This is a genomic window from Variovorax sp. 38R, assembly GCF_014843395.1.
Taxonomy (GTDB): domain Bacteria; phylum Pseudomonadota; class Gammaproteobacteria; order Burkholderiales; family Burkholderiaceae_C; genus Variovorax; species Variovorax paradoxus_H.
The window spans coordinates 572,107-596,621 of record NZ_CP062121.1 but is presented as its reverse complement, the minus strand read 5'-3'; the positions used below and the strand labels follow the sequence as shown (position 1 = coordinate 596,621).

Here is a 24,515-nt window from a genome sequence, read left to right as displayed (position 1 = left end):
AAGCCAGCGCAGCGGCCTCGATGGGGGCCGGCGGGAGAAGTCACCTACCCCTGCGACTGAGCCTCGGCTTCCTCCGGCCGCACCCGCGCCAGGATGAAATCGATGAATGTCCGGATCGCCCGCGTGTGCTGGCGATTCGGCATGTAGAGCATGAACATCTGGGTGCCGAAGATCGACAGGCGCCAGTCGTCCAGCGTGGTCACCACGTCGCCGCGGCGCACGTCTTCCTGCACCACGTAGTCGGGCACAAGGCCCACGCCCAAGCCCGCGAGGATGGCCTGGCGCAGGAACAAGAAGTTCTCCGAGATCAGCGTCGGCTCCAGGATCACCTCGCGCCGCGTCTCGCCCTGGTAGGCCGAGATGCGCAGCTGCCTTCCGATGACGGCGGCCGTCACCACCGGCGTGGCGCGCAGTGCGTCGAGCTGCACGGGCAGCGGGTGGCGCTCGGCGTACGCGCGCGTGGCGCAGGCCACATAGCGCACCGGGCCCATCTCGCGCGCCACGAGGTTCTGCGGCGGCTCGGGAATCACGCGGATCGCAATGTCGACCTCGTCGCGCAGCAAGTCTTCGATGCGGTTCTCGAACACCACGTCGAGCACGATGCCGGGGTACTGGCGCTTGAAGTCGATGAGCCAGTCGGCCATCACGAGCTGGCCGTAGCCGCTGGGCACGCTCAGGCGCACGCGGCCCTGCAGGCCTTCACCCAGCGCGGTGACCGACTCGCGCGCCGCCAGCAGTTCGGTCTGGATGGCCACGCCGTGCTGGTACAGCCGCAGGCCGATCTCGGTGGGCTCGGCGCGCCGGGTGGTGCGCCGGATCAGCTGCGCGCCGACCGAGCGCTCGAGCTGGTTCAGGTGGTAGCTGACGTTGGCGCGGGTCATCTTGAGCCGGCGGGCCGCCGCGCTCAGGTTGCCCGCGTCAAGGATTTCCACCAGCAGGGTGAGCGATTGCAGGTCCATGGGCGGATTGTGTCAAAAATTCTTTGACAGTCTGTCAACCACCTATGCAATTGTCAAAGCCGAGATACCGGCCAAGAATGCAGGGCTCCCCAGAGCCCCGGACCCCTCGGCTTCACGAGGGCCTGCCACGCAAGCAAGAGACAAGCGACACGCACATGGCCACCCCCACTCCCAGCCCTTCCACGTCCAACGGTCCCGTCACCTTCCAGCGTCAAGGCGACGTATGTGTGGTGACCATCGACAACCCGCCCGTCAACGCCCTGGGCGTGGATGTGCGCCGCGGCCTGGCCGCCGCCATCGACGCGGCCGAGGCCGACAGCGGCGCCAAGGCGGTGCTGATCGTCGGTGCGGGCCGCAATTTCATCGCCGGCGCGGACATCCGCGAGTTCGGCCAGGCACCGCAGCAGCCCTCGCTGCCCGAGGTCTGCCTGAAGATCGAGAACTGCACCAAGCCGGTGGTCGCCGCCATCCATGGCGCCGCACTCGGCGGCGGGCTGGAGATCGCGCTGTCGGCGCACTACCGCCTCGCCTCGCCCACCGCCAAGCTGGGCCTGCCCGAAGTGGCACTGGGCCTGCTGCCCGGCTCGGGCGGCACGCAACGCGCACCGCGCCTCATCGGCGTGAAGCCCGCGCTCGAACTGATGCTCAGCGGCCGCCATGCAGGCGCCAAGGAAGCGCTGACGCTCGGCCTCGTCGACCGCCTCGGCGCTGACGCCGACGCACGCGCCGAAGGCCTCGCCTACGCACAGGAACTCGCCGCCGCGAACGCGCCGGTGCGCCGCACCCGCGAAGCCGCCGGCCTGGCCGACAAGGACGCAGCCCGCGCCGCCCTCGACGCCGCGCGCGCCGACACCGCCAAGAAGAGCCGCGGCCTGTTCTCGCCGATGAAGATCATCGAAGCCGTCGAAGGCGCGCTCACGCTGCCCTTCGACGAAGGCATGGCGCTCGAACGCAAGCTCTTCCTGCAGTGCATCGACAGCCCGCAGCGCGCCGGCCTGATCCACGCCTTCTTCGCCGAGCGCGAAGTGCTGAAGGCACCCGAGACCCGCTCGGCCAGCCCGCGCGCGCTGGCCTCGGCCGGCATCGTCGGCGGCGGCACCATGGGTGCGGGCATTGCCGTGGCCATGCTCAACGCGGGCCTGCCCGTGACCATGGTCGAGCGCGACGAGCCCAGCCTGGCGCGCGGCCGTGCGCACGTCGAGAAGGTGTACGACGGCCTCATCGCCAATGGCCGCATGACGCCCGAGGCCAAGGCCGCCGTGATGGCGCGCTTCTCGGGCTCGACGAGCTACGACGCGTTCGCCAACGTCGACATCGTGGTCGAGGCCGTGTTCGAGGAGATGGGCGTCAAGAAGGCCGTGTTCGCCGAACTCGACCGCGTGTGCAAGAAGGGCGCCGTGCTCGCCACCAACACCTCGTACCTGGACATCGACGAGATCGCCGCCAGCATCTCGCGTCCGCAGGACGTGGTGGGCCTGCACTTCTTCTCGCCCGCCAACATCATGAAGCTGCTGGAGATCGTGGTGCCCGCCAAGGTGAGCGCCGACGTGGTCGCCACCGGCTTCGAACTCGCGAAGAAGCTCAAGAAGGTGCCCGTGCGCGCCGGCGTGTGCGACGGCTTCATCGGCAACCGCATCCTGGCCGTGTACCGCCAGGCCGCCGACCACATGATGGAAGACGGCGCCTCGCCCTACGAGATCGACGCGGCCGTGCGCAACTTCGGCTACCCGATGGGTCCGTTCCAGGTGTCCGACCTGGCCGGCGGCGACATCGGCTGGGCCACGCGCAAGCGCAAGGCCGCCACGCGCGACCCGCAGGCGCGCTACGTGCAGGTGGCCGACCGCATCTGCGAGCGCGGCTGGTTCGGCCAGAAGACGCAGCGCGGCTACTACCTGTACCCCGAAGGTGCGCGCACCGGCGTGCCCGACCCCGAGGTGCTGGCCATCATCGACGCCGAGCGCGAACGCGCCGGCATCACGCCGCGCACCTTCACCGAAGAAGAAATCATGCGCCGCTACATGGCCGCCATGGTCAACGAAGGCGCCAATGTCGTGCTCCAGCGCATCGCGCTGCGCCCGCTCGACGTGGACGTGACCTTCCTCTACGGCTACGGCTTCCCGCGCCACCGCGGCGGCCCTATGAAGTACGCCGACACCGTGGGCCTGCCCAAGGTGCTGGCCGACATCCGCGAGTTCGCCAAGGCCGACCCGATTTTCTGGAAGCCGTCGCCGCTGCTCGTGGAGCTGGTCGAGCGCGGCGCCGATTTCGCCAGCCTCAACAAATCCGAGTAACCGTTAGAGCCCACCGTCCAGGAGACAACCCCATGCGTGAAGCCGTCATCGTTTCTACCGCCCGCACCCCGCTCACCAAGGCGCACCGCGGCGAATTCAACATCACCTCCGGCGCCACGCTGGCCTCGTTCGCGGTGAAGGCCGCGGTCGAGCGCTCGGGCCTGGACCCGGCCCTGATCGAGGACGCGATCCTCGGCTGCGGCTACCCCGAAGGCACCACCGGCCGCAACATCGCGCGCCAGTCGATCATCCGTTCGGGCCTGCCCATCAGCATCGCCGGCACCACCGTGAACCGTTTCTGCGCCTCGGGCCTGCAGGCGATCGCCATGGCCGCCGGCCGCATCGTGGTGGACGGCGCGCCGGCCATGATCGCGGGCGGCGTGGAAAGCATCTCGCAGATCCGCGGCCGCAGCCCCGGCGACGGTGGCGACCTCAGCCTCGACCCATGGATCGTCGAGCACAAGCCCGAGCTGTACATGGCGATGATCGACACCGCCGACATCGTGGCCAAGCGCTACGGCATTACCCGCGAGGCGCAGGACCGCTTCTCCGCCGAGAGCCAGCGCAAGACCGAAGAAGCGCAACTGGCCGGCCGCTACAAGGACGAGATCGTGGCCTGCACCACCACGATGGCCGTGACCGACAAGGACACCAAGGAAGTCACGCACCGCGAAGTCACCGCCACGGAAGACAACTGCAACCGCCGCGGCACCACCTACGAAGCGCTGGCCAAGCTCAAGCCCGTGATGGGCGAAGACAAGTTCATCACCGCCGGCAACGCCTCGCAGCTGTCCGACGGCGCCTCGGCCTGCGTGATGATGGAAGCCAAGGACGCCGAGCGCGCCAACCTGAAGCCGCTGGGCGCGTTCCGCGGCCTGGCGCTGGCCGGTTGCGAGCCCGACGAAATGGGCATCGGCCCGGTCTTCGCCGTGCCCAAGCTGCTCGCGCGCCACGGCCTGAAGGTGCAGGACATCGACCTGTGGGAACTCAACGAAGCCTTCGCCTCGCAGTCGATCTACTGCCAGGAGAAGCTGGGCATTCCGTCGGAACGCCTGAACGTGAACGGCGGCGCGATCTCCATCGGCCACCCCTTCGGCATGACCGGCGCGCGCCTCACGGGCCACGTGCTCATCGAAGGCAAGCGCCGCGGCGCCAAGTACGCCGTGGTCACGATGTGCATCGCCGGCGGCATGGGCGCCGCGGGTCTGTTCGAAATTTATTGATTCATTGAGGAGTCCGCGATGGACCTGAACTTCACGACCGAAGAAGAAGCCTTCCGCAGCGAAGTGCGCACCTTCCTGGCGGACAAGCTGCCTGCGCGGCTGTCCGACAAAGTGCGCGGCGGCAAGATCCTGGAAAAGGCCGACATGCAGGAATGGCACGCCATCCTGAACGCACGCGGCTGGCTCGCCAACCACTGGCCCGAGCAGTACGGCGGCCCCGGCTGGACGGCGGTCGAGAAGTTCATCTTCGAGCACGAATGCGCCCTGGCCTTCGCGCCGCGCATCGTGCCCTTCGGCGTCAACATGCTGGGCCCGGTGCTCATCAAGTACGGCAACGAAGCGCAGAAGCGTTACTGGCTGCCGCGCATCCTGAGCGGCGCCGACTGGTGGTGCCAGGGTTATTCAGAACCCGGCGCGGGCTCCGACCTGGCCGCGGTGAAGACCACGGCCGTGCGCGGCATCGACGCGCAGGGCGACCACTACATCGTCAATGGCCAGAAGACCTGGACCACGCTGGGCCAGCACGCCAACATGATCTTCTGCCTGGTGCGCACCAACCGCGAGGCGAAGAAGCAGGAAGGCATCAGCTTCCTGCTGGTCGACATGACCTCGCCCGGCGTGGAAGTGCGCCCGATCATCACGCTCGACGGCGAGCATGAAGTCAACGAGGTGTTCTTCTCCGACGTGCGCGTGCCCGCCGAGAACCTCGTGGGCGAAGAGAACAAGGGCTGGACCTGCGCCAAGTACCTGCTGACCTACGAACGCACCAACATCGCGGGCGTGGGCTTCTCGGTGGCCGCGCTCGAGCAGCTCAAGGGCATCGCCGCATCGCAGACCAAGAACGGCAAGCCGCTCGCCGAAGACCCGGCCTTCGCGGCACGCCTGGCGCGCGTCGAGATCGACCTGGAGAACATGAAGACGACGAACCTGCGCGTGATCGCGGCCGTGGCCGGCGGCGGCGTGCCGGGTGCGGAGAGCTCGATGCTGAAGATTCGCGGCACGGAAATTCGCCAGGAGATTTCGTCGCTCGCACGCCGCGCCATGGGCGTGTACGGACGTCCCTTCGTCGCCGAAGCGCTGCAGGACGGCTTCACCGGCGAGACCTTCGGCCCGGCCTACGCCAAGGCTGCCGCTTCGCGCTACTTCAACAACCGCAAGCTGTCGATCTTCGGCGGCTCGAACGAAATCCAGAAGAACATCATCTCCAAGATGATCCTGGGCCTGTAAAGGAAAGACGCCATGAACTTCGAACACACCGAAGACCGGCGCATGCTCGCCGACAGCCTGAACCGCTTCATCGCCGAACAGTACGCCTTCGATGCGCGCGACCGCATCGCGAAGTCGGCGCACGGCTTCAGCAAAGAGATCTTCCAGAACTTCGCCGAGCTCGGCGTGATCGGCGCGCTGTTCAGCGAGGCCGACGGCGGCTTCGGCGGCAGCGGCTTCGACATCGCCGTGGTCTTCGAAGCGCTGGGCCGCGGCCTCGTGGTCGAGCCGCTGCTGGGCGCCGTGATGGTCGGCGAGGCGATCAGCGCCACCGGCAGCGATGCGCAGAAAGAGAAGATCGGCGACATCGTCAACGGCGTGACCGTGGCGGCCTTTGCACACGACGAAGCCGACACGCATTACGAACGCACGCGCGTGGCCACGACCGCCGAGCGCAGCGGCGACGGCTGGGTGCTCAAAGGCGCCAAGGCCGTGGTGCCGCAAGGCGAGCAGGCCGACCTGTTCCTGGTCTCCGCCCGCACCTCGGGCAATGTGGACGACGAAGCCGGCATCTCGCTGTTCCTCGTGCCCGCCAAGACCGCCGGCCTCACGGTGCGCGGCTGCCCCGCGATCGACGGGGGCCGCGTGGCCGAACTCACGCTCGACGGCGTGACGCTCGGCGCCGACGCGCTGCTGGGCGCCGAAGGCCAGGGCGCTGCGACGCTGGAACGCGCCATCGGCCGCGGCGTGCTCGCGCTGTGCGCCGAAGCACTGGGCGCCATGGAAGCCGCCAAGACCGCCACGCTCGAGTACCTGCGCACGCGCAAGCAGTTCGGCATCCTCATCGGCAGCTTCCAGGCATTGCAGCACCGCATGGCCGACCTGCTGCTCGAGATCGAACAGGCCCGCTCGGCCGTGATCAACGCCGCCGCCGCCATCGACGGCACCGACCGCGTGGCGCGCGAGCGTGCGCTGTCGGCCGCCAAGTTCAGCATCGGCCGCATCGGCGCGCTGGTGGCCGAAGAAAGCATCCAGATGCACGGCGGCATCGGCATGACGTGGGAGCTGCCGCTGCCCCACTACGCCAAGCGCCTCGTGATGATCGACCATCAGCTCGGCGACGAAGACCACCACCTGCAGCGCTACATCGCGCTCGGCAAGGAGGTTGCGGCATGACCGACAAGACCGACAAGACCGTGCTGATCTCGCAGGAAAGCGCCGTCCGCATCCTGACTAACAGCAACCCGGCGGCACGCAACGCGATCACGCCGACGCTGTACGCCGAACTCTCCGCCGCGCTCACCGACGCGCAGAACGACCCCGAGGTGGGCGCGATCGTCTTCACCGGCGCGGGCGACTTCTTCTGCTCGGGCGGCGACCTGAACCTGCTGGCCAAGCGCCGCGAACTGCCCGAGGCCGAACGCCGCGAGAAGCTCGAAGGCCTGCACGACCTGATCCGCGCGATCCGCGACTGCGGCAAGCCCGTGATCGCAGCGGTCGAAGGCGGCGCGGCCGGTGCCGGCCTGTCGATGGCGCTGGCCTGCGACATGCTGGTGTCGGCGCGCGATGCGTTCTACACGGTGGCCTACGTCAAGGTCGGCCTCACGCCCGACGGCGGCGCCACGGCCTTCCTCGCCGAGTTCGTCTCGCGCCAGCTGCTGACCGAGCTGTGCCTCACCGGCGACCGCCTCACGGCCGAGCGCCTGCATGCGATGGGCGCCGTGAACCGCCTGACCGACAAGGGCGGCGCGCTGGCCGAAGCCATCGCACTCGCGTCCAAGGTGGCCAACGGCCCGCAGCGCGCGAGCGCGCGCATCAAGACGCTGTGCCGCCTGGCCCATCGTGCAACGCTCGAGGAACAACTCGAGGCCGAAGCGGTCTACATGGTGACGTCGCAGGCCGACGCCGAAGCCGCCGAAGGCATCGGTGCCTTCCTCGGCAAGCGCAAGGCCGACTTCGTTGCGTTGCGCCACGCGCCCCAGCCCGACGCGTCCTGACGCGCCGCGCCCTTCCCCGCGTGTGCATGCCGATGCAGATGCGGGGGTCTTTCGTTTTCCTGGAGTTGTTCCCATGCCCTCGCTGAATTCCTCGCTGCCGCTTGCCGGCGTGCGCGTCCTCGATCTGTCCCGCATCCTCGCCGGCCCGTGGTGCGGCATGGTGCTGGCCGACATGGGTGCCGAGGTGATCAAGGTCGAGCACCCGGGCCGCGGCGACGACACGCGCGACTGGGGCCTGCGCGTGGGCCAGACCGAGACCGCCTACTTCAACAGCGTGAACCGCAACAAGCGCTCGGTCACGCTCGACCTGCAGACGCCCGAAGGCCAGCAGATCGCGCGCGACCTCGCCAAGCAGTGCGACGTGGTGCTGCAGAACTTCAAGTTCGGCGGTATCGACAAGCTGGGCCTGGGCTACGAACAGCTGCGCAAGGAGAACCCGGGCCTCATCTACTGCTCGATCTCGGGCTACGACCGCACCGGCCCCGAGGCCGCACGCCCCGGCTACGACCTCGTGGTGCAGGGCGAGGCCGGCCTGATGGCGCTCAACGGCGAAGCCAACCAGCCGCCGCTGAAGTTCGGCGTGGCCGCCGTCGACCTGTTCACCGGCATGTACTCGGCGCAGGCCGTGCTGGCCGCGCTCTACCAGCGCGAGAAGACCGGCACCGGCCGCCACATCGAGATGGCGCTGTTCGACTGCGGCCTGATGATCACCGCCTACTACGGCCTCGAAGCGCTGCTGATGGGCGAAGACCCGCCGCGTTATGGCAACTCGCACCCGTCGATCGTGCCCTACGGCGTGTTCGATGCGGCCGACGGCCCGCTGGTGATCACCGTGGGCAACAACGCGCAGTTCTCGCGCTTCTGCACCGAGGTGATCGAGCGCCCCGACCTCGCGGCCGACGAGCGCTTCAAGACCAACATCCTGCGCTCGGCCAACCGTGCCGTGCTGCTGCCCGAATTGCACTCCGAACTGGCGAAGCGCCCGCGCGCCGCGCTGCTCGAAAAGCTCAACGCCTCGGGCATTCCCTGCGGCGAGGTGCTGGGCCTGCTGGAGGCGCTGAACTCCAAGCGCGCCACCGACGCCGGCCTGGTGACCAAGCAGCCGCACCCGGTGGCCGGCGAGGTCGACGTGCTGGCGCCCCCCTACCGTTTCGATGGCGAGCGCCTGCCCGTGCGCAGCGCGCCGCCCACTTTGGGCGAAGGCACGCACGACGTGCTGAAGTCCCTGCTCGGCCTGTCGGATGAAAAGCTGGCAGCGCTGAAAACGAACGGCGTCGTCTGATCGCACACAGCGAAGACAACGCCCGCATCCCTGAAGAGAAGTCCATGGCCTTTCCGTCCCTCCGCAATCCCCGTAATCCTGTTCGCCGCGCCCTGATCGCGCTGGCCCTTCCCCTCCTGGCCGGCAGCGCCTTCGCCCAGGCCTGGCCGACCAAGCCGATCACGCTGGTCGTGCCCTTCCCGCCCGGCGGCCCGACCGACGTGGCCTCGCGCATCGTGGCGCAGAAGATGTCGCTGTCGCTCAAGCAGAACATCCTGGTCGACAACCGCAGCGGCGCCTCGGGCACCATCGGCGCGGCCTTTGCCGCCAAGGCCGCACCCGACGGCTACACCTTCGTGATGCTGGCCACGCCGACGCTGCTGGCCTCGCACCTGTACGGCACCGTGCCCTACGACATCTTCAAGAACTTCACGCCCGTGGGCACGGTGTACGACCTGCCGATCGTGATGGTGGTGAACCCGAAGGCCCTGCCCGGCGTGAACGGCCTGCAGGACCTGATCGCCAAGGCCAAGGCCGACGGCGGCAAGCTCAACTACACGACCGCCGGCGCCGGCAGCTTCGGCCACCTGACGACCGAGCAGCTGAAGAACATCGGCAATTTCGAGATGCAGCACGTGCCTTACCGCGGCAGCGCCCCGGCCGTGACCGACCTCATCGGCGGCCAGGTGCCGGCGATGTTCTCCGACCTCGTGGCCGTGATCCCGCACATCCGCGCCGGCACGCTGCGCCCGCTCGCCGTGGGCTCCGGCAAGCGCGTGAGCCTGCTGCCCGACGTGAAGACCGTGGCCGAGCAGGGCTTCCCCGGCTTCGACGCCACCTCGTGGGGCGGGCTGCTGGCCCCGGCCGGCACGCCGCAGGCCGTGGTCGACCGCATGAGCGCCGAGCTGAAGAAGGCGCTGGCCGACAAGGAAGTCGGCGAGAAGCTGCAGAGCGTGGGCTCCTTCGCGGCCTACGGCACGCCGGAACAGACCGCCACGCGCATGCGCCAGGACTTCGAGCGCTGGGGCAAGGTGATTCGCGACAACAAGATCACGAACCAGTAAGACACACGACGGGGCATCCCGTCCGCAGCCGGCCAGACGACCTCAAGGAGACACCATGACAACAGGCAACGACAAGAACAACAACAACGTCATCGGCACACCGTTCCGCCCCCGGTTTCCGGTGCGCGGGCTCGCCGACATCCGTGCGCTCGAAGCAACGCCGCTGGAAGAAGCGCTCACGGTGCGCAGCACCTACGAGCTCTTCCGCAACTCCGGCGCGGCCTTCGGCGACAAGACCGCACTCACCTTTTTGCGCAGCGGCAACCCGGCGGACGAACCCATCCGCTGGTCGTATGCGCAGCTGCTCGCAGGCATTCACCAGACCGCGAACCTGCTGCACACGCTGGGCGTGGGGCCGGACGATGCGGTCGCGGTGCTGCTGCCCGGTTGCCTCGAGTACCACCTCGCGCTCTGGGGCGGCGAGGCGGCCGGCATCGTGCAGCCGCTGAACCCGCTGCTCACCGACGAGAAGCTGGTCGCGCTGATGACCGCGGGCCGCGCCAAGGTGCTCATAGCCTACGGCTCGGACAGCGAATCGGGCATGTGGTCGAAGGCCATGCGCCTGCGCGGCCAGGTGCCCACGCTCACCACCGTGCTGCGCGTGGCGCCGCACGACGAAGCGCCGGGTGCGGGCGGCACGCTGCCCGAAGGCGTGGCCGAGTTCGACGTGCTGCGCGCCGCGCAACCGAGCGACCGCCTCGTGAGCGGCCGCGACATCGCGCCCACCGACATCGCCGCCTACTTCCACACCGGCGGCACCACGGGCGCGCCCAAGCTCGCGCGCCACAGCCACGGCGCGCAGGTGTTCACCGCCTGGGCCAGCGTGCAGCTCGCGGGCATGAACGAGCAGGGCATCTCCATCAACGGCTACCCGCTGTTCCATGTGGCGGGCGTGCTGCCGGCCTCGCTCTCGTCGCTGTCGGCGGGCGTGGAGGTGATCATTCCGACGCCCTCGCTGCTGCGCAACAAGGAGGTGCTGGCCAACTACTGGAAGCTGGTCGAGAAGTACCGCCCCACCTCGCTGTCGGCCGTGCCCACGGTGCTCGCCGCGCTGGCCAGCGTGCCGCTGGACGGCGCCGACATCTCGTCCATCACCTACTGCCGCACCGGCGCTGCCGTGCTCGCACCCGAGCTGGCCGCGCGCTTCGAGCGACTGTTCGGCCTGCACGTGCACGAGAGCCTGGGCATGACCGAGATGGCCGGCATCTCGACCATCACGCCGCCCGGCGTGAACGGGCCCGCGGGCTGCGTCGGCTTTCGGCTGCCGTATGCGCAGGTGCGCATCGTGGCGCTCGACGAGAACGGCAACGCCAGCGACCGCGAAGTGGCGCAGGGCGAGACCGGCATGGTGCTGTTCAAGTCGCCCAACGTGTTCTCGGGTTTTGTCGATCCGGCCGACAACGCCAAGGCCTTCACAGCCGACGGATGGCTTGCCACCGGCGACCTGGGCTGGATGGACGCCGAAGAGCGCCTGCACCTCACGGGCCGCTCGAAGGACCTGATCATCCGCAGCGGCCACAACATCGACCCCAAGACCATCGAGGACGCGCTGGGCGCGCACCCGGCCGTGCAGCTGTGCGCCGCCGTCGGCGCGCCCGATGCCTACGCGGGCGAGCTGCCCGTGATCTTCGCGACGCTGGTGCCCGGCGCCTCGGCCACCGAAGACGAGCTGCTGGCCTTCACTTCTGCACGCGTCGATGAAGCGCCCGCGCGTCCCAAGTGGGTGTCGGTGATCGCCACGATGCCGATGACCAACGTCGGCAAGATCTACAAGCCCGAGCTGCGCGCCATGGCCGCGCGGCAGGTGGTGGCGACAACGGTCGCCGAGGTCTGCACGGCACTCGGCCTGAGCGATGCGGCTCAACCTGCAGTGACCACGGAAGGTGAAAGCCTCGTGCAGGTGCAGATCGACGCCGCCGCAGCGGGCGCACAAGCCGCTGCACTGCAGGAACGGCTGCAGAAGGCCCTGGAGCCGCTGCCCTTCAAGACGCGCATCGCGCTGAAGTGACCGACCTGCTTCTTCTTCGACACGATTTTCTGAAACCGAACGGGAGACAAACCATGACCCATCACCCCTCGACCCGTCGCGCCCTGCTGTGCGCGGCAGCATCGACCGCCGCGCTGTTCGCGCTGGCCCCCGCGCATGCGCAGGCGCCGTACCCGAACAAGCCGATCCGCCTCGTGGTGCCCTTCCAGGCCGGCGGCGCGACCGACGTGCTGGCGCGCGTGCTGGGCCAGAAGATGGCGGCCAGCATGGGCCAGCCCATCGTGGTGGACAACAAGCCCGGCGCGGCCGGCATCATCGGCACCGACACGGTCGCCAAGGCCGCGCCCGACGGCTACACGATCGTGCTGTCGCTGAGCAACTCGCTCATGACCAACGAGTTCTTGTACGACAAGCTGCCCTACGACACGCAGCGCGACCTCACGCTGGTCTACCAGATCGCAATGGCGCCGCTGGTGCTCGTGGTGCACCCCAGCGTGCCCGCCAAGACCGGCCCCGAGCTGCTGAAGTACGTGGCCGCGAACAAGGGCAAGGTCGCCTACGGTTCGTACGGCGTGGGCGCCTACCCGCACCTGGCCGGCGCGCACATGAGCCTCACGCAGCAGGCCGACATGAACCACGTCGCCTACAAGGGCGAGGCACCGATGGTGCAAGACCTCATCGGCGGCCAGATCCAGATGGCCTACGCCAGCGCGCTCGCGGCCAAGCCGCACATCGACGCCGGCAAGCTCAAGGCCGTCGGCGTGACCGGCGAGCGCCGCATGAGCACGCTGCCCAACGTGCCCACGCTGGCCGAGCAAGGCCTGAAGGACGAGGCCTACCGCGTGACCGGCTGGCTCGCCATTGCCGCGCCCGCCAAGACGCCCAAGGCCATCGTCGACCGCATCGCCGACGAAGTGCGCAAGGCCACGCAGCAGCCCGACGTGCGCGAGCGCGTGGCGGCCATGGGCTTCGAGATCAAGGACAGCTCGCCCGAACTCTTTGCCGCCGCCTGGAAGCAGGAGCGTCCCGTGTGGGAACGCCTGATCAAGCAGTCGGGCGCCAAGCTCGAGTAACCCCTTCCCCATTTTTTGTCATTCAAGAGGAACAGCCATGAAAGTTCTGGTGCCTGTCAAACGGGTCGTCGATTACAACGTGAAGGTGCGCGTCAAGAGCGACGGCACCGGGGTGGACATTGCCAACGTCAAGATGAGCATGAACCCCTTCGACGAGATCGCTGTCGAAGAGGCGGTGCGGCTGAAGGAAAAGGGCATCGTGACCGAAGTCATCGCCGTCTCCTGCGGTGATGCCAAGTGCCAGGAAACCCTGCGCACCGCGATGGCCATCGGCGCCGACCGCGGCATCCTGGTCGAGACCACCGAAGAGCTGCAGCCGCTGGCGGTTGCCAAGCTGCTCAAGGCACTGGTCGACAAGGAACAGCCTCAGCTGATCATCCTGGGCAAGCAAGCCATCGATGACGACGCCAACCAGACCGGCCAGATGCTGGCTGCTTTGGCCGACCTGCCGCAAGCCACCTTCGCCTCGAAGGTCGACCTCACGGCCGACAAGGTCACCGTCGCGCGCGAAGTCGACGGCGGCATGGAAACGCTGACGCTCACGCTGCCCGCGGTCATCACGACCGACCTGCGCCTGAACGAGCCGCGCTACGTGACGCTGCCGAACATCATGAAGGCCAAGAAGAAGCAGCTCGACGTCTTCAAGCCTGAAGACCTGGGCATGGACGTGAAGCCCCGCCTGAAGACCCTGAAGGTCAGCGAGCCGCCGAAGCGCGGTGCAGGCATCAAGGTGCCTGACGTTGCCACCCTGGTGGACAAGCTCAAGAACGAAGCCAAAGTGATCTGAGGAAGAAACGAACATGACCGCACTCGTCATTGCCGAACACGACCACGCCAGCATCAAGCCGGCCACCCTCAATACCGTGACTGCAGCCCTGGCTTGCGGTGGCGACGTCCACATCCTCGTGGCCGGTGCCAACGCAGCAGAGGCTGCCAAGGCCGCCGCGCAGATCGCCGGAGTGTCCAAGGTGATCGCTGCCGACAGCGCATCGCTGGCAGAAAACCTCGCCGAGAACGTCGCTGCTCAAGTGCTCGCGATCGCAGCGAACTACAGCCACATCCTGTTCCCCTCGACCGCCAACGGCAAGAACGTCGCACCGCGCGTGGCCGCCAAGCTGGACGTGGCGCAGATCTCCGACATCACTTTGGTTGTCAGCCCCGACACGTTCGAGCGCCCGATCTACGCCGGCAACGCCATTGCCACCGTGCAGAGCACCGACGCCACCAAGGTGATCACGGTTCGCACGACCGGCTTCGACGCCGCAGCCGCCACCGGTGGCAGCGCAGCGATCGAAACCGCTGAAGGCGTTGCAGACAGCGGCAAGAGCAGCTTCGTCGGCCGCGAAGTCACGAAGAGCGAGCGTCCTGAACTGACCGCTGCCAAGATCATCGTCTCCGGTGGCCGCGCTCTCGGCAGCGCCGAGAAGTTCACCGAAGTGATGGCTCCGCTGGCCGACAAGCTGAACGCCGGCCTGGGCGCCAGCCGCGCCGCAGTGGACGCAGGCTACGCCCCCAACGACTGGCAAGTGGGCCAGACCGGCAAGATCGTCGCGCCGCAGCTGTACATCGCCGCGGGCATCTCGGGCGCCATCCAGCACCTGGCCGGCATGAAGGACTCGAAGGTCATCGTCGCGATCAACAAGGACGAAGAAGCACCGATCTTCTCGGTGGCCGACTACGGCCTCGTGGCCGACCTGTTCACGGCCGTGCCGGAACTCGTGAAGGCGCTGTAAGCGGCTGCGACGATGAAGACCCGCATCACCGAACTGCTCGGCATCCGCTACCCTATCATCCAGGGCGGCATGCAATGGGTGGGCCGCGCCGAGCTGGCCGCGGCCGTGTCGAACGCCGGCGGCCTCGGCATCCTCACCGCGCTCACGCAGCCCACGCCCGACGACCTGCGCCACGAGATCGAGCGCACGCGCACGATGACCGACCAACCCTTCGGCGTGAACCTCACGATCCTGCCGGCGGTGAAGCCGCCGCCGTATGCCGAATACATCCAGGCCATCATCGACAGCGGCGTGAAGATCGTGGAGACCGCGGGCAACAGCCCGAAGGACTTCATCGAGGCCCTGAAGCGCCATGACGTGAAGATCGTCCACAAGTGCACCTCGGTGCGCCACGCGCTCTCGGCCGAGCGCAACGGCGTCGATGCGGTGTCGGTGGACGGTTTCGAATGCGCGGGCCACCCGGGCGAGGACGACGTACCCGGCCTCGTGCTGCTGCCAGTGGCGGCGCGCAAGCTGCGCATTCCGATCATCGCGTCGGGCGGCATCGCCGACGGCCGCGGCATGGCCGCCGCGCTGGCGCTGGGCGCCGAAGGCATCAACATGGGCACGCGCTTCTGCGTGACCCAGGAAGCGCCGATCCACGACAACATCAAGCAGGCACTGGTGGCCGCGACCGAGCGCGACACCAAGCTGATGTTCCGCACGCTGCACAACACGGCGCGCGTGTTCCGCAACGCGATCTCCGAAGAAGTGGTGGCCACCGAACGCCGTCCGGGCGGCTGCGAGTTCGAGGACATCCGTCCGCTGGTGGCCGGTGCGCGTGGCCGCGCGGCGCTGGAGTCGGGCGAGGTGCACGACGGCGTGGTCTCGGCCGGCCAGTGCATCGGGCTGATCGACGACATCCCGACGTGTGCTGAATTGCTGGAGCGCATGGTGCGTGAGTGCCGCGAGCATCTGGACCGGGCCCGCAGCTGGATGAACTGAGGGCTTCAGGCTCTGCCGCAGCACCGGGCCCACGAGGCCCGTGCTCGGTGCATCGCAGAAGCTGCATTTGTTGGCGCTCGCCGAGACTTCGTGCCGCATGAACCGGCTACTTCGCCGGGTTCTTCTCTAGAGTGAATGCCCCTGTCACTCGACACCCCACCAAGGGAAGAAGAAAGGCGCGACACACCGATCCACCGAGATGTTTGAAGGCTGCTTGCCTCGCGGCAGGTCGTCGGTGCGAAAGCAGCGATGCAGATGCGAGGTATCAAAAGGCGACGGCCGAGGTGTTACTAGCACCCCAGCCGTCTAACCAAAAACGTGCAATCACCTCTAAGGAGCGCACATAAATGGCTACCAAGACTATAGCCCGGCCAACTACGCCGGTAGCTTCCGAAGACAACGCCCAAGACCCGGCGGATCTTCTCGAAAACACCCTCTCGCAACTCGAAGCGCTCCTGTGGGTCTGCCACGGAGAAGGCATCGACTGGTGCAGCGGTGACGGGCCTCGACAGCTGGACAACCTGCTCTGGCTTGCGGCTGAACTTTCTCGCAAGGCTGGGGAGCTGTTTCAGCTGAGCGAGAAGGCGCGACATGGGGCGCTTGAGACTGGCGGTTAGTGGCTGGTCTGCGGGCTGTGGGGTTCGCCTGAAGCCTTCGTGGTGAAGGGAATTCGGTTCGATTGAGGCTTGTTGGGTAGGCCTCGATGGTGGTCGTTCAACGTTTGACATGAGAGGCGCCTTGCGACCGTAGGCCGAAGAGGCTTCCCCAAATAAAAAGTTTAGGCTTCCGGTGGCGGTGTGAGTTCAAGAGTTTCATCGCCGTACCCGCCTAGCAAGACTTGTTCTTCGAGTTCCTCGAACTCGTTGATATAGCTGTATTTCTTGAACCCGGCATCTGCTGCTAGCCGGAGTACAGCTCTCTCGATCTTTGGCTGCAGGTTTGGTACTAAGGCCACAACCCGATGCAATGGCTTTTCGTTTGAGCCGAACAACGTATAACCAAGTACTCCCGCTTGAGACAAGATTCGCGCAATCGCTTCACGGTCTTCGAAGTTCTTGTTGATGCCCCAGCGGAGACTGAGAAGGTCCACGTCTTCATCTGCGCGAGGTACTCTGGTGCTTGCGGTAACAAGCTGAACTTCGAGTCTTTCGAGTCTCTGTTGCAAGGCAACAGAAGCGGCATCCTCCTTCGTGAGTGCCACCCGAGCGTTCGTCTTTTGGCTGATGTAGGTGGAGTAATAGAGATCTTCCTGCAGTTCCGGGCGAAATCGTGTTTGGAGAAGGAAAACAGCAAGAAGAAATAGCGGAACGTTAGCGATTGACGCGACGGTCAGAGCTTGCGCCTCCCAACTGCCAGTTGGTAGCCGCGCAGCCGCAATCAGGAAGCAGGAGTCGATTGCTAGCAAGCCGGCCAACCAGGCTGCCAAGAGCTGGATCGGTTTGGTGATGTTGTTGGGTTTTATCGGCTGATCCATGACCGTGTCTTCGAAGGGCTAACTTGGTTGTATGTGAATGATTTCTGCGCAACATTTGAGCACGACGCAAGCGACACTGATCGGTGTTGGCTCCGACTGAGGGCCAACGAGAGCGCGCTTCTTGGCTGGACCATCCCTACTAGTCGCGCGATTCGGGAGCCTGAAACCGCCTGTTCACGAATGTCTGCTCTCAGTCGAGGCTGTGTGGAAACGTGCGAAAGCTGTGTTTTCGTGGGTAGCCAAACCATTCGCTGAGCCTCAATCGTCGATCCTGATGCATCTGAGAGGTCGCCCCTCAGGCCGCCGGCGCGACAGCGGCGTTTTTACACAGCTGCTCCGACTACCAGCGGGAAGAAAAGCTGGCCACAAAAGACGGGGCGATTCAGTTCGCCCTGTGCTGTTAGCCTTACATGGTCGGCAGGGCCTCTGCCACGCCAACTCCGGCCATCGCGCCCAATTTAAGAAGTGAACTCACCATGACCAGCCCGCTGTACAACGCCTCCGTTCCCGTCATGCAGCAGATGCTGCGCGCCCTGTCCGACGTGCTCAAGAAGGCCGAAGACCAGGCGACGCAGAAAAATATCGATCCCAATGCGCTGCTGCAGGCGCGGCTGTTCCCTGACATGTTTCCGCTGCTACGTCAGGTACAGATCGCCGCAGACTTCTCCAAGGGCATTGCCTCCCGCCTGGCTGGTGCCGAGGTGCCGTCCTGGCCCGACACTGAGGTCAGCTTCGCCGACCTGCAAGCGTTGATCGCCAAAGCTTTGGACCATATCGGCTCCTTCAAGTCTGAGCAATTTGATTCCAGCGAGAGCCGCGAGATCGTATTGCGCCCCGGCACCCCCAAGGAAAAGAAGCTGACCGCAGGCGCATATCTTCTGCACTATGGACTGCCGCAGTTTTTCTTCCACGTGACCACGACCTATGCCATCTTGCGCCACAACGGTATGGAGATCGGTAAGCGCGACTACATGGGTGCCTACTAACCCAAGACAGACAGGAGTTCAGCCACTCTGGCCGCTGCCGCTCGATAGCAACCAGAGCCTCCGTCGCTGCGCGATTTCAGCTGACTGTGGATGGAGGCTTTATCTACCCTGATTTGCTTGGCGCCTGGTCAAAGCTGACCCAATGTCTGCTGCACTCGAACGCGGTGTTCAACGGCCAGCGTACGGCAGCGACGAGTGATGCACGACGATGCGCAGCTTGCCGGCACCGTCCTTCACGAAAGTCCAGGTCTTGTCGACCGTGGTGACCTTGCCGTCCGGGTCAGTGAACAGCACGTTACCCAGCGTGCTGGCCACGTCGCCGTGGATGAGCACGGCACTGTTGGCAATCTCGCATTTGGTCCAGCCCTTCAGGGCGAAGCCGGTGTCGTTGGGAAAGGCAGGGTTGCCGCCCACGAAGTACGCCAGCGCGCCGTCGCGAGCGGTGCGGAAGGTCTGCGGCGATGTCGTGAGCGTCGGCTTGAACAGCACTGCGCCCAGCTGGTAGGCGTAGGCGCTGTCGATGACCTTCTCGGCCAGCGCCCTGGCGGCCGGCTGCCCTGCGCTGGAATTCGCAGCGCTGATGTCGACCAGCGCCTTGCACCAGGCCTGCTGGGCCCCCAGGACTTCCGCTTCCGTGATGCTCCGGTCGACGATTTTCTCCTTGGCGGCGGCCGGCAAGATTGCCCCTGCGATCAGGAGGCTGGCGATGGCGCTGGGAATGAATTTTTTCATTTGGGTCTCCAGTTGAGGTAGTTGGATACCGGAGCGGCCGGGTGGGTCGGGCCGAGACCCAAAGTGCATCAGTAAGCGACATGCACAAGGCATGATGCGCCGGTTAATTTGCTCTGAGTAAAAGATGCAAATGAAATGAATGGTTGTCCATTCGCGAGATAGCCAGGCGTGCAGGCCTGTCTCGCAACAGTCTGAAGCGGGCGCACACGAAGGACGGCGATGCAGCGGTTGCCGACATCCCACGGCCTCGCGCGAATGGGTACCGTCGGCCACAAGCAGCCACTCGGCGGGCTCATCGAATATGAAAATCGAAGATTGCCAGATCGAGTTCCGGCGCCGCCTCAAGGCTGCGGGCAAGAAGGTAACTGGCCTGATGCCTGGCACTGACGCAGGTTGGCGCAGGTTGGCGCAGGTTGGCGCAGGTCGGCGCAGGAGCAGAGACTATGCAGCCGGGCGATCACTCGACATGAATTCTGGGCGAGAACTTTGCCATCGGCGCGCTCGCCTCGCACGTCGGCATGCCAGCCAAATACCGCGCCATCGTGCCGATGTCCGTCTCTAAAAGGGTCGTGCCGTCAGTCGCACCGTATCCGGGCTATCGACCGAAAACTTCCAATCACTGCATGGCCAGGTCCAGACCCATCCAATTGCAAAATTCAAAGGTGAGGAAGAGCACGAGGAACGCAGAAGCGACGAACGCCCCGCCCACCTTGATGGATGTCAGTACCACTGCAGCTGTCTTTTGATTCTTGTCCTTCTGTCCCCGTTCGTAATGCCACTTGACGGCTAAATACATGCCCACGCTGAGCACGAGAACCTTGAAAATAACAAAAGAGATAGGGATTGAATTCATGATTGAAGGGATATCAATGGTGACAGACGGCGAAGTGCCCGAGTGCGGCGAGTAGCTCAATAGACCGATGAAGAAACGGAAATTCAATCAATCAATCAATCAATCAATCAATCTAACGAAACGGTTGCGGTGAGCTAAATGGGCGTCCGCAAGGCGCGTCGAAAGGCACGCAAGACATGGGTCGAAAGGCGGAGCAGTCTGCCTGCACCACAGAAGCACTCTCATCGTGCTGTCGAGTGTTCATCTTCCAGGCTGATACGTACAGAACCAGATCAGCTGAAAATTTTCGTATCAGATGCAAGGAGGCCGGTAGTCGCGCCGGGGCGGGTCGACGTCTGATATGACAATCTCTGGAGCGGTTCAGAACGACCGTATCAGAAGGAGATGCCCATGAACCGCTACGAGAAGCTTGCCGACAACATCGCTCAGCGTATTCGCGCGGGTAGCCTGAAGGCGAACGATCGCCTTCCCTCCGTGCGCGAACTGAAGTCGCAAATGGGCATCAGTGCGTCCACCGTGTTCTCTGCTTACTACCTGCTGGAGGCGCAAGGGCTTGTCGAAGCTCGGCAGCGGTCGGGATACTTCGTTCGAGCGGGCGCGGAAATGCCGGCCAACGAACTCGCCGCCAGCGAGCCTGTCCTGCGGTCCATGTCGGTCGACGTCTCGTCGCTTGTCTTTCAGGTCCTTGCACAGGCTCGCGAGCGCGATATGGTCCCGCTCGGCTCGGCCTTTCCGTCGCCAGAGTTGTTTCCCTTCGAGCAACTTGCCGCCGGCCTGACGCGAGCGCTCAAGCGGATGGATCCTTGGCAGACCGTCGAAGATTTGTCTCCAGGAAACGCCCAATTACGCCATCAGATCTCCCTGCGTTACGGCAGCGTCGGGATGGATGTTCCTGCATCTGAACTGGTCATCACCAGCGGGGCGATGGAAGCCCTCAATCTTGCGCTCGAATCGGTGACGCAGCCAGGCGACCTCGTGGCGATCGAAACGCCAACCTTTTATGGTGCGTTGCAGGCACTGGAGCGGCGCGGTCTTCGCGCGGTCGAGGTTGAGACCCACCCGCGAACAGGCGTAGATCTCGACTCTCTTGCTCGCGTGATCGACCAGCATCCGGTGAAGGCCTGCTGGTTCATGCCGACCTTCCAGAATCCAATGGGCTGCACCATGAGCGACGCAGCCAAAGAGCAACTGGTCAGCATGCTCGCCACTCGCGCCATACCGCTGATCGAAGACGACGTGTACGGCGAGCTCGCGCATGGGGCTCGGAGACCGCCACCAGCCAAGGCCTGGGACCGGGCTGGCTGGGTGCTGCACTGCAGTTCTTTCTCGAAATCCCTGGCACCCGGATATCGCATCGGTTGGGTCGCGGGCGGTCGCTTTGCAGCCACTTTGGGTCGCAACAAGTTGATGAGCTCGCTGGCGACGGCACTCCCTTCGCAACTGGCGTTGCAGGAGTACCTGCAACACAAGAGTTTCGATCGTCACCTGCGCGCCCTGCGGCATTCGCTCAGCCGCCAGCAGGCTGCATGCTTGCGATTTATCGATCGATACTTTCCGACTGGAACGCGGGTCACGCGCCCCGAGGGTGGCTATTTCCTGTGGCTCGCGCTGCCAGAAGGTGTCGACTCGCTCGCACTGCACCAGGACGCTCTTCGGCTCGGCATAGGCGTAGCGCCGGGCCATCTGTTTTCAGCCGACCGCCGATACACCCGGCACCTGCGCATCAACTACGGGTATCTCGGCGACCCGCGCTTGGAAGGGGCTATCAGGAGTCTTGGAGATCTCGCCAACGCGCAGCTGAAATCTACAACTGGGAAATCGGAGCCAATCTTCGAGCAACGTTCGTCGAGACCCTAGTTAGCGTCAACGCAGGTCGAGGTCCGCCGCCTTCGACTGACTCTCAACGTCACGCGCGCCGCTTCTGTCCAGTCGCGGCTTAAAGAACCCGCAGCACCTCAAACTGCTGTCGGATTGGAGCGACCTGTATCGACACCTCATCACCCTCGCATTTGCCCAGCATTGCCCTGCCCAAAGGGGCTTCGCTGCTGATGACCTGAACAAGCTGAGTGCCGCTGACCAACGTCATGCTGCCCCCATCCGGGCCGAGAAAGAGCTGTTGCTGCTTGTCGTCGGAATCGACCAGGCAGACCAGCGAGCCGAGCTGTATGCCTTTGATGGCGTCGTAGGGACGCGGGCGGAATCGGCGCCAATTGGCCATCGCCTGGCGTATGGCTTCGGCGCGCCGAGCTTGGCCGGTGGCCAGGTAGGCGGCTTCGAGTCCCAAGGTGTCGTATTTGTTTTCGGCGATGTTCTCTTCGTGAGTCGCCGTCTCATGGGCTGCCCGCACTGCCTGTTCGGCTTGCAGCAGGTCTTCGGCGAGCCGTTCCAGCACCTGCTGTTGCAGCAAGAATTTATCCATGACGAAAGATCGGTATCTCGAACAAGCGGGGGGGGCAGGTTTTGATTATGAAGGGCTCCAGAAGCCTTCGACGCTTCTGTTGGCTGCAGGTTAACTTCAGCGATGGCCCCGAAGGCGACGGTCAGACGTCGTGACTGAAAGACAGCGCGCAGTCTGACGCGAACATTGAACGCACCGAGGGAAGTTCCCGGTGCCCTGGGCACACGCCCCGAAGCCCCCTCAATCGAGGCCGTCAACGCGCCGCCACAGCTAAGGAAACCCCCGATATATGAATGGTCATTGACCCCCTAGGATCGAGCGCTGCTCGCCTGTCAAGGTGTACGGATCGCGTCCCGGCGTCCGCCCGGTGACATGGCGCCTGCCTCAGCTGCCCTTTCCTTCGATGACAACTCCTCCCGAGTCCGGCCCCACGCTGGACGCCGCCAGCCCCCTCCCCCCCGACATCGAAGCCGCCGACGAACCGACCAAGGTTCCCCTCGCCATCGAAGACTGGCTCACGGTTCTCATCATGGGTGCGCTGGCGCTCATTACCTTCGCCAACGTCATCGTGCGCTACTTCACCGATTCGTCCTTCGCGTGGACGGAAGAGTTTTCGGTGTTCCTCATGATCATGCTGGCGCTGGTGGCCGGCTCGGCCGCCGTGGCGCGCGACCGGCACATCCGCATCGAGTACTTCTCGGAGAGCGGCTCCATGGCGCGGCGCAAGCGCCTGGCGCAGTTCGGCGCGCTGATGATCGCCATCTTGTTCGCGCTGATCGGCGCGCTCAGCATCCGCATGGTGTGGGACGACTACCGCTTCGAGGAAACCACGCCTGGCATCGGGCTGCCGGCCTGGTGGTATTCGATCTGGCTGCCCATCGTGTCGTTCGCGATCGCGGGGCGCGCCATCGGCCTCATGGTCCGCCGTGGCCGCAAGACCAACTACAAGTCCGACGACAACAGCAACAGCAACAAGGGCGGCACCAAGTGATCGCCACCCTGCTCTTCGTCGCCTTCGTGCTCATGATGCTGGTGGGCGTGCCCATCGGCGCCGCGCTCGGCCTGGCGGGCGCCGCCTGCATTGCGCTGGCCAACGCCGACGCCCAGTGGTTCGGCCTGCTGGCCGTGCCGCAGAACTTCTACGCCGGGCTGGGCAAGTACCCGCTGCTGGCAATTCCGATGTTCGTGCTGGTCGGCTCCATCTTCGACCGCTCGGGCGTGGCGCTGCGCCTGGTCAACTTTGCGATTGCCATCGTGGGCCGCGGCCCCGGCATGCTGCCGCTGGTGGCGATTGCCGTGGCGATGTTCCTGGGCGGCATCTCGGGCTCGGGCCCGGCCAACGCCGCCGCCGTGGGCGCGGTGATGATCGCGGCAATGAGCCGCGCCGGTTATCCGCCGGCCTTCTCGGCCAGCGTGGTGGGCGCCGCGGCGGCCACCGACATTTTGATTCCGCCCTCGGTCGCGTTCATCGTGTACTCGGTGCTGGTGCCCGGCGCCTCGGTGCCGGCGCTGTTCGCGGCCGGCATGATCCCCGGCGTGATGGCCGGCCTGGCGCTGATGATTCCGGCCGTGTGGCTGGCGCGCAAGCACAAGATGGGCGCGCTCGAATCGACGCTGCCACGCCCGCCATTCTGGAAGAGCTTTCGCGACGCGATCTGGGGCCTGGCGGCGCCGGTGCTCATTCTGGGCGGCATGCGCGCGGGCTGGTTCACGCCGACCGAAGCGGCCGTGGTCGCGGTGTTCTACGGCCTGTTCGTGGGCATGTGCATCCACCGGACCATCAAGGTGCGCGACCTGTTCGTGATCTTGCGCGAGTCGGGCGAGCTGTCGGCGGTGATCCTGCTGGTGGTGTCGCTGGCGGGCATCTTCGCGTACTCGCTCTCGACGCTGGGCATCATCGATCCGGTGACGCAGGCCATCGTCAACTCCGGTTTGGGCGAGTACGGCATCCTGGCGCTGCTGATCCTGCTGCTCATCACCGTGGGCATGTTCCTGGACGGCGTGTCGATCTTCCTGATCTTCGTCCCGCTGCTGCTGCCCATCGTGCAGCACTACAAGTGGGACCCGGTGTGGTTCGGCGTGATCCTCACGTTGAAGGTGGCGCTGGGCCAGTTCACGCCGCCGCTGGCCGTCAACCTCATGGTCTCGTGCCGCATCGCCAAGGTGCGCATGGAAGAAACCGTGCAGTGGGTGGGCTGGATGCTGTTCTCGATGTTCGTGGTGATGGTGCTGGTGATCGCCTTCCCCGAACTCGCGCTCTGGCTGCCCCGCAAGCTGGGCTACTGATTTTTTCG

The 24,515-nt window shown here is 65.5% G+C and carries 22 protein-coding genes; 17 read left to right on the top strand and 5 right to left on the bottom strand.

Annotation, left to right across the window (positions count from 1 at the left end):
• Window positions 1-44 precede the first annotated feature (44 nt).
• Window positions 45-959, bottom strand: coding sequence for a LysR family transcriptional regulator (locus IG196_RS02605; RefSeq protein ID WP_099795006.1), 915 nt, complete (start codon window positions 957-959; stop codon window positions 45-47).
• 155 nt (window positions 960-1,114) lie between these two features.
• On the opposite strand from IG196_RS02605, the gene IG196_RS02600 reads away from it, so the two are divergent.
• The 13 genes from IG196_RS02600 to IG196_RS02540 all read left to right on the top strand — a co-directional run bounded on the left by IG196_RS02600 (window position 1,115) and on the right by IG196_RS02540 (window position 16,395).
• Complete coding sequence (locus tag IG196_RS02600) at window positions 1,115-3,250, top strand: 3-hydroxyacyl-CoA dehydrogenase NAD-binding domain-containing protein (protein WP_192194911.1); 2,136 nt, start codon at window positions 1,115-1,117, stop codon at window positions 3,248-3,250.
• A 32-nt stretch (window positions 3,251-3,282) separates the two neighbouring features.
• Window positions 3,283-4,473, top strand: coding sequence for an acetyl-CoA C-acyltransferase (locus tag IG196_RS02595; protein ID WP_192194910.1), 1,191 nt, complete (start codon window positions 3,283-3,285; stop codon window positions 4,471-4,473).
• 18 nt (window positions 4,474-4,491) lie between these two features.
• Window positions 4,492-5,700, top strand: coding sequence for an acyl-CoA dehydrogenase family protein (locus IG196_RS02590; RefSeq protein WP_192194909.1), 1,209 nt, complete (start codon window positions 4,492-4,494; stop codon window positions 5,698-5,700).
• A 12-nt stretch (window positions 5,701-5,712) separates the two neighbouring features.
• The gene (locus IG196_RS02585; RefSeq protein WP_192194908.1) at window positions 5,713-6,855 is read left to right on the top strand and encodes an acyl-CoA dehydrogenase family protein; all 1,143 of its coding nucleotides are present in this window, start codon (window positions 5,713-5,715) and stop codon (window positions 6,853-6,855) included.
• Entirely contained in the window at window positions 6,852-7,676 is an 825-nt protein-coding gene (locus IG196_RS02580; protein WP_192194907.1) for an oxepin-CoA hydrolase, alternative type, read from the top strand. Before IG196_RS02585 ends, IG196_RS02580 begins: the two co-directional genes overlap by 4 nt.
• A 73-nt stretch (window positions 7,677-7,749) precedes the next feature.
• Window positions 7,750-8,958 (top strand): CaiB/BaiF CoA transferase family protein, encoded by a 1,209-nt coding sequence (locus tag IG196_RS02575; RefSeq protein ID WP_192194906.1) that lies wholly within the window; start codon window positions 7,750-7,752, stop codon window positions 8,956-8,958.
• 44 nt (window positions 8,959-9,002) lie between these two features.
• The gene (locus tag IG196_RS02570; protein ID WP_192194905.1) at window positions 9,003-10,001 is read left to right on the top strand and encodes a Bug family tripartite tricarboxylate transporter substrate binding protein; all 999 of its coding nucleotides are present in this window, start codon (window positions 9,003-9,005) and stop codon (window positions 9,999-10,001) included.
• Between the two features lie 55 nt (window positions 10,002-10,056).
• The gene (locus IG196_RS02565; RefSeq protein ID WP_192194904.1) at window positions 10,057-12,009 is read left to right on the top strand and encodes an acyl-CoA synthetase; all 1,953 of its coding nucleotides are present in this window, start codon (window positions 10,057-10,059) and stop codon (window positions 12,007-12,009) included.
• A 53-nt stretch (window positions 12,010-12,062) separates the two neighbouring features.
• Window positions 12,063-13,061: a Bug family tripartite tricarboxylate transporter substrate binding protein gene (locus IG196_RS02560; RefSeq protein WP_192194903.1), complete on the top strand. Its 999-nt coding sequence runs from the start codon at window positions 12,063-12,065 to the stop codon at window positions 13,059-13,061.
• A 37-nt stretch (window positions 13,062-13,098) separates the two neighbouring features.
• The gene (locus IG196_RS02555; protein WP_192194902.1) at window positions 13,099-13,848 is read left to right on the top strand and encodes an electron transfer flavoprotein subunit beta/FixA family protein; all 750 of its coding nucleotides are present in this window, start codon (window positions 13,099-13,101) and stop codon (window positions 13,846-13,848) included.
• A 13-nt stretch (window positions 13,849-13,861) separates the two neighbouring features.
• Complete coding sequence (locus IG196_RS02550) at window positions 13,862-14,794, top strand: electron transfer flavoprotein subunit alpha/FixB family protein (protein WP_192194901.1); 933 nt, start codon at window positions 13,862-13,864, stop codon at window positions 14,792-14,794.
• A gap of 12 nt (window positions 14,795-14,806) precedes the next feature.
• Window positions 14,807-15,778 (top strand): NAD(P)H-dependent flavin oxidoreductase, encoded by a 972-nt coding sequence (locus IG196_RS02545; RefSeq protein ID WP_192194900.1) that lies wholly within the window; start codon window positions 14,807-14,809, stop codon window positions 15,776-15,778.
• A gap of 347 nt (window positions 15,779-16,125) precedes the next feature.
• Window positions 16,126-16,395, top strand: coding sequence for a hypothetical protein (locus tag IG196_RS02540; protein ID WP_192194899.1), 270 nt, complete (start codon window positions 16,126-16,128; stop codon window positions 16,393-16,395).
• Between the two features lie 161 nt (window positions 16,396-16,556).
• Here the strand turns inward: IG196_RS02540 and IG196_RS02535 are convergent, their stop codons facing one another.
• Window positions 16,557-17,252 (bottom strand): hypothetical protein, encoded by a 696-nt coding sequence (locus IG196_RS02535; protein WP_192194898.1) that lies wholly within the window; start codon window positions 17,250-17,252, stop codon window positions 16,557-16,559.
• 476 nt (window positions 17,253-17,728) lie between these two features.
• Between IG196_RS02535 and IG196_RS02530 the strand changes: the two genes are divergently transcribed.
• Window positions 17,729-18,238: a DUF1993 family protein gene (locus IG196_RS02530; protein WP_192194897.1), complete on the top strand. Its 510-nt coding sequence runs from the start codon at window positions 17,729-17,731 to the stop codon at window positions 18,236-18,238.
• Window positions 18,239-18,406: 168 nt separating this feature from the next.
• Here the strand turns inward: IG196_RS02530 and IG196_RS02525 are convergent, their stop codons facing one another.
• On the bottom strand, window positions 18,407-18,970 hold the full coding sequence (locus IG196_RS02525) for a hypothetical protein (RefSeq protein WP_192194896.1): 564 nt from the start codon (window positions 18,968-18,970) through the stop codon (window positions 18,407-18,409).
• Between the two features lie 616 nt (window positions 18,971-19,586).
• Window positions 19,587-19,910, bottom strand: a complete 324-nt coding sequence (locus IG196_RS02520) for a hypothetical protein (protein ID WP_143599117.1) — start codon at window positions 19,908-19,910, stop codon at window positions 19,587-19,589.
• A 303-nt stretch (window positions 19,911-20,213) separates the two neighbouring features.
• Here IG196_RS02520 and IG196_RS02515 point away from each other — a divergent pair, with 303 nt between their 5' ends.
• Entirely contained in the window at window positions 20,214-21,680 is a 1,467-nt protein-coding gene (locus tag IG196_RS02515; protein WP_192194895.1) for a PLP-dependent aminotransferase family protein, read from the top strand.
• A gap of 79 nt (window positions 21,681-21,759) precedes the next feature.
• Here IG196_RS02515 and IG196_RS02510 read toward each other — a convergent pair whose 3' ends face one another.
• Window positions 21,760-22,242 carry a GreA/GreB family elongation factor gene (locus IG196_RS02510; RefSeq protein WP_099794983.1) on the bottom strand — a complete coding sequence of 161 codons (483 nt, stop codon included), beginning with the start codon at window positions 22,240-22,242 and terminating at the stop codon, window positions 21,760-21,762.
• Between the two features lie 382 nt (window positions 22,243-22,624).
• Here IG196_RS02510 and IG196_RS02505 point away from each other — a divergent pair, with 382 nt between their 5' ends.
• A complete protein-coding gene (locus IG196_RS02505; protein ID WP_192194894.1) occupies window positions 22,625-23,212 on the top strand; it encodes a TRAP transporter small permease in 588 nt (195 codons plus the stop codon).
• Window positions 23,209-24,507, top strand: a complete 1,299-nt coding sequence (locus tag IG196_RS02500; protein ID WP_192194893.1) for a TRAP transporter large permease — start codon at window positions 23,209-23,211, stop codon at window positions 24,505-24,507. The genes IG196_RS02505 and IG196_RS02500 overlap by 4 nt, the downstream gene beginning before the upstream one ends.
• The last annotated feature ends 8 nt before the right edge of the window (window positions 24,508-24,515 follow it).

Coding starts and splice junctions, on each gene's coding strand:
- IG196_RS02590 (WP_192194909.1), top strand. CDS start 4,492: ATGGACCTGAACTTCACGACCGAAGAAGAAGCCTTCCGCAGCGAAGTG.
- IG196_RS02535 (WP_192194898.1), bottom strand. CDS start 17,252: ATGGATCAGCCGATAAAACCCAACAACATCACCAAACCGATCCAGCTC.
- IG196_RS02515 (WP_192194895.1), top strand. CDS start 20,214: ATGAACCGCTACGAGAAGCTTGCCGACAACATCGCTCAGCGTATTCGC.
- IG196_RS02600 (WP_192194911.1), top strand. CDS start 1,115: ATGGCCACCCCCACTCCCAGCCCTTCCACGTCCAACGGTCCCGTCACC.
- IG196_RS02545 (WP_192194900.1), top strand. CDS start 14,807: ATGAAGACCCGCATCACCGAACTGCTCGGCATCCGCTACCCTATCATC.
- IG196_RS02560 (WP_192194903.1), top strand. CDS start 12,063: ATGACCCATCACCCCTCGACCCGTCGCGCCCTGCTGTGCGCGGCAGCA.
- IG196_RS02550 (WP_192194901.1), top strand. CDS start 13,862: ATGACCGCACTCGTCATTGCCGAACACGACCACGCCAGCATCAAGCCG.
- IG196_RS02510 (WP_099794983.1), bottom strand. CDS start 22,242: ATGGATAAATTCTTGCTGCAACAGCAGGTGCTGGAACGGCTCGCCGAA.
- IG196_RS02570 (WP_192194905.1), top strand. CDS start 9,003: ATGGCCTTTCCGTCCCTCCGCAATCCCCGTAATCCTGTTCGCCGCGCC.
- IG196_RS02575 (WP_192194906.1), top strand. CDS start 7,750: ATGCCCTCGCTGAATTCCTCGCTGCCGCTTGCCGGCGTGCGCGTCCTC.
- IG196_RS02530 (WP_192194897.1), top strand. CDS start 17,729: ATGACCAGCCCGCTGTACAACGCCTCCGTTCCCGTCATGCAGCAGATG.
- IG196_RS02555 (WP_192194902.1), top strand. CDS start 13,099: ATGAAAGTTCTGGTGCCTGTCAAACGGGTCGTCGATTACAACGTGAAG.
- IG196_RS02565 (WP_192194904.1), top strand. CDS start 10,057: ATGACAACAGGCAACGACAAGAACAACAACAACGTCATCGGCACACCG.
- IG196_RS02525 (WP_192194896.1), bottom strand. CDS start 18,970: ATGAAAAAATTCATTCCCAGCGCCATCGCCAGCCTCCTGATCGCAGGG.
- IG196_RS02505 (WP_192194894.1), top strand. CDS start 22,625: ATGACAACTCCTCCCGAGTCCGGCCCCACGCTGGACGCCGCCAGCCCC.
- IG196_RS02540 (WP_192194899.1), top strand. CDS start 16,126: ATGGCTACCAAGACTATAGCCCGGCCAACTACGCCGGTAGCTTCCGAA.
- IG196_RS02595 (WP_192194910.1), top strand. CDS start 3,283: ATGCGTGAAGCCGTCATCGTTTCTACCGCCCGCACCCCGCTCACCAAG.
- IG196_RS02585 (WP_192194908.1), top strand. CDS start 5,713: ATGAACTTCGAACACACCGAAGACCGGCGCATGCTCGCCGACAGCCTG.
- IG196_RS02605 (WP_099795006.1), bottom strand. CDS start 959: ATGGACCTGCAATCGCTCACCCTGCTGGTGGAAATCCTTGACGCGGGC.
- IG196_RS02580 (WP_192194907.1), top strand. CDS start 6,852: ATGACCGACAAGACCGACAAGACCGTGCTGATCTCGCAGGAAAGCGCC.